This window comes from Mesorhizobium sp. P3_A9, assembly GCF_056402975.1.
In genome coordinates this window covers 1-6,011 of record NZ_JBFUGJ010000348.1, presented here as the reverse complement: position 1 = coordinate 6,011, position 6,011 = coordinate 1, and the positions used below count along the sequence as shown (strand labels likewise).

The following is a 6,011-nucleotide window of genomic DNA, read 5'->3' as shown; positions in this document are numbered from 1 at the left end:
GGCTTGGATCGAGATCCTTACCGCCGGTGGGGACTTTCACCCCGCCCTGAGAACATTAACGAGCTTTCTATGGAAGTGCAGGGGTGCTGCTGTCAACCGCGCCAGGCCAGTGGCCAATCACGTTCTGTCGACTGGAGCAATTGCGCGAAAGAAGCGTTTATCGCGTGCGCCACGCCGCTGCCGAAGCAGCAACCAGCATCAGCAGCGCCGCAACCATCGCGCAGACCGCAAAGCCGAAGCTGGAATAGAGCGGCCCGAAGCCGGTGGTGCCGATGAAGACCGCCAGATAGGTCACCGCGCTATTCAGGCCCATGATCGTGCCGCGCCGTGAGGGATCGAGCGCCGAGAGGCGCATCACCAGGACGTTCAGCCCGAAATGATTGGCAAGTCCCCACACCGCCACCATGGCGAGCGTCGGGCCGAAACTGTTGCTTGTCGCGGCGATGGCGACATAGACGGCGGCGACAAGAAGATAGGCGAACGGCATGACACGCCGCGCACCAAGCCGATCGATCACGCCGTCGAGGAGAGCCGCCGTGCCGAAACCGATGCCATAGGCAAGTGCCGCCCAGCCATTGGCGCTCACCGGCTTGCCCAGTCCGCTGTGCAAATGATCGCCGAGATAGCCATAGACCCCGTAGAAGGCGGTCATGAAGGCCGCGCAGGCAACGAGAAGCGGCACAATGCCGGGAATGCTGAGCGCCGCCAGCGGCGTTGGTGCCGGGCCGCTCTTCCTGATGTCGCTCAGTGACGTCATTGTGAGGCTGGCCAGTGCAAGCAGTGCCAGCACCGCGACGGCGGCGAAGACGGCGCGCCAATGCACGAGATCGGCAAGCACGGCCGACAGCGAAACGCCGGCCACCATGCTGAGCGTCCATCCGGTGAGCACGACGCCGATGGTGCCGCTTTCGCGGCCAGGCGGCGCGATCGCCGCCGCGCTTGCATAGATTGCCGGCATGGCGACACCGGCGGCGATGCCGGCGAGCAATTGTGCCGCGACCAGCATGATCACCGTCGGTGCCACAGCACTGGCCACTAGCGCCAGTGCCAGCAACAGCAGTGCACCCTGCAGCATCCGGCGGGCGCCGAGCCGGTCGATGTAGCGTGCCAGAAACAGGGCACTTGCCGAGGTGCCGAGGCCGAAGGCGGCTGCCGCGATCATCACCACCGGTACGCTTGTTCCGAACGAGGAGGCGACGGCCGGTGCTATCGGCCCCAGCACAAGCGAATTCGAACCGATGACGGCGATGCAGCCGGTCAGCAGATAGGCAAGCGCCGGGATCGGCGCCCGGGCGCTCGCTACTCCAGGGGCAACTTGATCAGTGTTCGACATATCGACATAATGGCCGTATTGTATTCAGCGACAACCGGGAAATTGGCCATGGATGAAGAAACAGATGGCATTCTGCAGAACAAGCCTGCTGCCCGCGACCTCGACGCCATAGACCGAAGAATATTAGGCGTTCTCGTCGACGACGCCACGATCAGCTACGCTGAACTCGGCGATCGTGTGGGCTTGTCGCCGCCGGCCGCGCATGAGCGCGTCAAACGCCTTCGGCGCAGCGGCGCCATTCGTGGCACCGCCGTTATCATCGATCCCAAGGCGGTGAAGAAGCCGTTGCTGGCTTTCGTCCATATCGACACCAGGGGTTGGGGCAAGACCCCGGAGTTGATGGCGGTTTCGCAATATCCGGAAGTCGAGGAGATCCACACCGTCGCCGGCGACACCTGCATGCTGCTGAAGGTCCGCACGGAAGATACGAGAGCGCTGGAAGGCCTGCTCGCTCGCCTCTACGAAACACCCGGCGTCACCTCGACGCGCAGTTATGTCGTGCTGTCGACCTATCTCGAGCGTCCGGTGCAGCCAGGCATCACCGAGACGTGGCCAACGCCCAACCATATGAGCAAGCCGCTGTATTAACCGCCCAGGCGGATCGTCTCGAAATAGGCGTCGGTGCCGACCTGGCCGCCCTTCAGCGCGATTTCGAGACCGTCGATGTCGCCGCCGCCATGGGCGAGGCAAAGCGGCGAACCCGGGGATTGCGGCAACGGCATGCGCACGGTCAGCGCATCGATGGACAGCTGTCCCAGCGCGTGGCTGGAGGTGTCGCCGCCGGCGATCACCGCGCGCTTGAGTTTCTGGTCGACGACCAGCCGGCGCAGAATGTCCCCCAACGCCCGGCCGAGCCTGTTTCGCGCGCCTTCGATATGATCGATCTCGGCGCTGCGGTCGGCCTGGGGACCAAGGGCGGTGTAGAGGATGACGCTGCGCCCTGCCGCGAGACTCGCCAGGCCGCCAGCGATGGCGCGCTCGATCGCCTTGCCGGCGCCGTCCGAGACCATCTGCATGGCGTCCATCTGGATGCCGTCGAAACCATGGGCGAGCGCGAAGCGGATCTGCTTCTCGGTGGTTGGCGACACACTGCCCGAGACCACGGCGAGCCGGTCCACCGGGCCGGGCGGCGCGAAGGACGCGTGCCCCGCGGCGATGCCTTTGCCGGCCCATTCGGCAAGCAGCGCATATTCGACGCCGGAGGATCCAACGACGAAACCATGGCCTTGTTCGCACACCCGCCAGATCTGTTCACCGACGCGTGCCTGCGTCTGGCGGCTTTCGACGTCGAACAGGACGATCGCCTTGTCCCGCAGAGCCTGGTCGACCGTCTGCGAACGATCATCCGCCTGCAGCGCCGCCAGGTCTACAAGGCCGGAGCCGAGATCGGTCTGTCGCGAGAGGTGGACGAGCAGGTCTGCCTCGTTCATGGGCGTCACCGGATGCCGGCTCATGACGGGGTGGCGGTCGATGCGGAAATAGGTGCCGCGGAACGCCGCGAAGAGGTTGCCGAACGCCGTGTAGCGCTTGAGCTGGGGCGCCCCGACAACCACCGGCACGCTCTTCTGATCGAAGACGCGCCGGCCGATCTCGATGGCGCGGCCGATGCTGCCGATCGCCGGGCTGGAATCGAAGGTCGAGCAGATCTTGTAGTGGCAAACCGCCGCTTCGAGGCTTCTCAGCCATTCGAAGGCCGGGGCCAGATTGTCGTCCATCCATTGCGGCGTTTCGCTACGGCTCGTGCCGGCCAGTCCCACGGCGCGGCATTGAGCAAACCGCGCTAGCAGTTGCTGGTCGGGCCGGCGCATGAACAAAACGGTTGGCACGCCGCCAAGCTCGAGCGCCTCCATGACGTCGGTTGAACCGGTAAGGTCGTCGCCATAATAGCTCAGCAGCAGGTTCTGCATCGCCCCGCTCACGCCGCCTTGCCGTCGCCGAATTTTTCGATCGAGCGCGCAAGTTCGGCGTGGCTGCTTGCATAGTCCGCCAGCGGAATGCCCGCGACGGCAGCCTGCCAGGCCTGCTGGACGGCGCGCACGCCGGCACCCGGGCCGTCGGGATGGCTGACGATGCCGCCGCCGCAGAGATAGAGCAGATCGACCGTCCGCCCGGTGCGCTCATAGGTCTCGGGTGCCTGTCCGCCCCACTGACCGGAACCGGCGACCGGCAGGGCGCAATCGTCAGGCGAAAACAGCGGCGTCGTCACCGCCTCGAAGGAGCGGATGAAAGACTCGTCCGGCTCCCAGTATTTCGAGGCGATGCCGTTGATCTGGAACTGGTCGACGCCAAGCAGCCGCCAGAACTGCTGCCAGACCTTGAAATCCATGCCGAGACCGGGATGGCGGGTGAGGATGTCCCAGCCATTGCGGTGGGCGTGCAGCACCAGGCCCGAGCGCTTTCTCAAGTAAGCCATGCCGCCGAAGCCGATGGAGTTGATGTTGACCACGGCGCAATTGCCGCCGGCCTCAAGCACCAGATCGTGGTTGCGCATCATCTCGTCGGGATCGGCATGCGAGATGCCGAAGGCATACATCACCTTCTTGCCGGTCTTCTGCTCGTGGTCGAGGATCAGCGGCATGATCGCCTTCACCCGGTCCGCCAGTGGCGAGTAGGCCGGGCTCATCAGCTTCTCATCGTCCTTGATGAAATCGACGCCGGCCGCGATCAGCTCGCCCACCATCGCGGCCGTCTCGGGTGGCCGCAAGCCTAGCGCSGGCTTGACGATGGTGCCGATGATGGGCCGGCCCTCGACGCCGGTCAGTCGGCGGCTGCCGGCGACGCCGAATTGCGGGCCGGGATGCGCGCCCTTGAATTCTTGCGGCAGCTTCATGTCGACGACGCGGATGCCTGACAGGCCCTTGATCGAATAGGTGCCCCCGATGGCGATGGTCATCAGCCCCGAAAGATCGGTGCCGATCGCATCGAACGGGAATGCGATGTCGACATCGGCGCGCTTGAAAGGTCCGCTGCCGGCCTCGGGAATGGACGGCTGTTCGGCATCCGGCAGATGCCGGATCGCCAGCACCCGCGCCGCCACGCGCGCCTTCAGCTCTTCGGTCTCGCCGGGCAGGGCAACGAAAGTGCCGGTCGACTGGTCGCTGGCGATCTTGGCCGCCAGCGCCTCGATGCTATGAGGTGTTTCGATGCGATAGGTGAAGGTGATCATGGGGAGCTTGCCGGTCCAAAAGGGTCCGAAAAAAGTTTCGTCGCGTCTGAAATCTGGTATAATGAGTACCTAAGTATTGCAAGCAAATAACCCGGCCTCACGCAACGCGGCGGGCAAGGCGCAAGCATTCCGGGAATCGCGCCGGCAATGCTAAACAGGAACCGGGCCAGGGAGTGATTCGYSACGATGAACCGTTCGGAGCCGATCGTCCGGCGCAAACTTTCCGATGAAGTCTTTGCAAGGCTGCAGCGGCTGATCACCAGCGGCGAGCTGCAGCCGGGCGACGACATGCCGTCGGAGCGCGAATTGATGGAGCGCTTCGAGGTTGGCCGTCCGGCCATTCGCGAGGCGATGCAGGCGCTGAGCAATATGGGCCTTGTCGCCATTTCGCATGGCGAGCGGGCCAAGGTGCTGCAGCTCACCGCCAAGTCGATCATCAGACAGGTCGACGGCGCGGCCAAGATCATCCTGTCGTCGTCGAAGGACACGCTCGAGCACCTCAAGACCGCGCGCATTTTCTTCGAGCGCGGCATGGTCAGGGAAGCCGCCGAAAAGGCGACCGTCGAGGATGTGCAGCGGCTCAAGGCAACGGTCGCCGAGCAGCGTGCCGCGCGCGGCGATTCCGAAGCCTTCATTTCGGCGGACATGAAATTCCACACCCATATCGCGATGATATCCGGCAATCCGATCTATGTCGCCGTCAGCGAGGCTATGCTCGGCTGGCTGAAGGAATATCACACCGAGATGCTGATCTGGACGGGCAAGGAAAAGTACACGCTGACCGAGCACGAGGAGATCGTCGACCGCATCGAGCAGCGGGACGCTGAAGGCGCCGAGAAGTCGATGATCAAGCACCTCGAACGCTCGCGCGCGCTTTACGTGATGAATTCCGAGAAGTAGGCTCTTAACCGATCCGGATAATGGCGTAGGGCGACATTAGCAGATTGCCCTGGCCAAGCGCGGAAGCGTCGACCGCGACATCGTCCGCTGTCAGGTTTGCCAGCCATACGATGGTCTCGCCCGAGGCGGAGCGCCCGGCCAGCGCCGCAATCCGCGTCTCGTCGCTTGTCGCGGCGGACACATGCGCCAGACCAGCCAGTTCGCAGAGCCCCTTGATGGCCCTGAAGATCGGTCGTGGTGATCCCTCAAGGGTAGGTTCCCCGGATGCCGCCAGCAGGCCGAACGGTCCGGTGAAGCCGGACAGCGTCAGCATCTCCAGCCCGGCTGGCGCGACGCGCGCGGCATAGCCGATGGTCAATGCGGCGGCGAACAGGCCGTTGTGGCGCGGATCGCGGTTCGCCATGGCGATGCGCTGTCCCCGCGGATTGTCCTTGGTCGCGCCGCCATAAGGGTTCTGCCGCATTGCAATGGTCGACGGTCCGATCCGGTAGGGCTTGTCGCCGAAGATCGCCCGCGCCGAGCGGGTGATGAACGGCAACGCCTCCAGCGACTGCATGACGCTGAGATCGTCGGCGGCATGCACGATCGGACAGGTGCAGTGGGTAACAAAGT

Annotated in this window: 6 protein-coding genes; 2 read left to right on the top strand and 4 right to left on the bottom strand. The window is 64.4% G+C overall.

What is annotated here, in order from left to right; all coding sequences use genetic code 11:
- Nucleotides 1–157 precede the first annotated feature (157 nt).
- Nucleotides 158–1,333, bottom strand: a complete 1,176-nt coding sequence (locus AC1DX0_RS29405; RefSeq protein ID WP_477221058.1) for an MFS transporter — start codon at nt 1,331–1,333, stop codon at nt 158–160.
- Between the two features lie 48 nt (nt 1,334–1,381).
- On the opposite strand from AC1DX0_RS29405, the gene AC1DX0_RS29400 reads away from it, so the two are divergent.
- The gene (locus AC1DX0_RS29400) at nt 1,382–1,921 is read left to right on the top strand and encodes an Lrp/AsnC family transcriptional regulator (protein WP_477221059.1); all 540 of its coding nucleotides are present in this window, start codon (nt 1,382–1,384) and stop codon (nt 1,919–1,921) included.
- On the opposite strand, the gene AC1DX0_RS29395 is transcribed toward AC1DX0_RS29400, so the two are convergent.
- Nucleotides 1,918–3,240: a four-carbon acid sugar kinase family protein gene (locus tag AC1DX0_RS29395; protein WP_477221060.1), complete on the bottom strand. Its 1,323-nt coding sequence runs from the start codon at nt 3,238–3,240 to the stop codon at nt 1,918–1,920. The genes AC1DX0_RS29400 and AC1DX0_RS29395 overlap by 4 nt on opposite strands.
- An 8-nt stretch (nt 3,241–3,248) precedes the next feature.
- Nucleotides 3,249–4,499 carry a 3-oxo-isoapionate-4-phosphate decarboxylase OiaX gene (oiaX, locus tag AC1DX0_RS29390; protein WP_477221061.1) on the bottom strand — a complete coding sequence of 417 codons (1,251 nt, stop codon included), beginning with the start codon at nt 4,497–4,499 and terminating at the stop codon, nt 3,249–3,251.
- 186 nt (nt 4,500–4,685) lie between these two features.
- Here oiaX and AC1DX0_RS29385 point away from each other — a divergent pair, with 186 nt between their 5' ends.
- On the top strand, nt 4,686–5,399 hold the full coding sequence (locus AC1DX0_RS29385; RefSeq protein WP_477221062.1) for a transcriptional regulator NanR: 714 nt from the start codon (nt 4,686–4,688) through the stop codon (nt 5,397–5,399).
- A gap of 4 nt (nt 5,400–5,403) precedes the next feature.
- Here the strand turns inward: AC1DX0_RS29385 and AC1DX0_RS29380 are convergent.
- Nucleotides 5,404–6,011: D-apionate lactonase family protein (locus AC1DX0_RS29380; protein ID WP_477357922.1), on the bottom strand; the 608-nt coding region annotated here is incomplete at its 5' end.

What these genes read in the sequence shown, in the direction of transcription:
- AC1DX0_RS29405 (WP_477221058.1), bottom strand. Translation starts at nt 1,333, where the DNA reads ATGTCGAACACTGATCAAGTTGCCCCTGGAGTAGCGAGCGCCCGGGCG.
- AC1DX0_RS29400 (WP_477221059.1), top strand. Translation starts at nt 1,382, where the DNA reads ATGGATGAAGAAACAGATGGCATTCTGCAGAACAAGCCTGCTGCCCGC.
- AC1DX0_RS29395 (WP_477221060.1), bottom strand. Translation starts at nt 3,240, where the DNA reads ATGCAGAACCTGCTGCTGAGCTATTATGGCGACGACCTTACCGGTTCA.
- AC1DX0_RS29385 (WP_477221062.1), top strand. Translation starts at nt 4,686, where the DNA reads ATGAACCGTTCGGAGCCGATCGTCCGGCGCAAACTTTCCGATGAAGTC.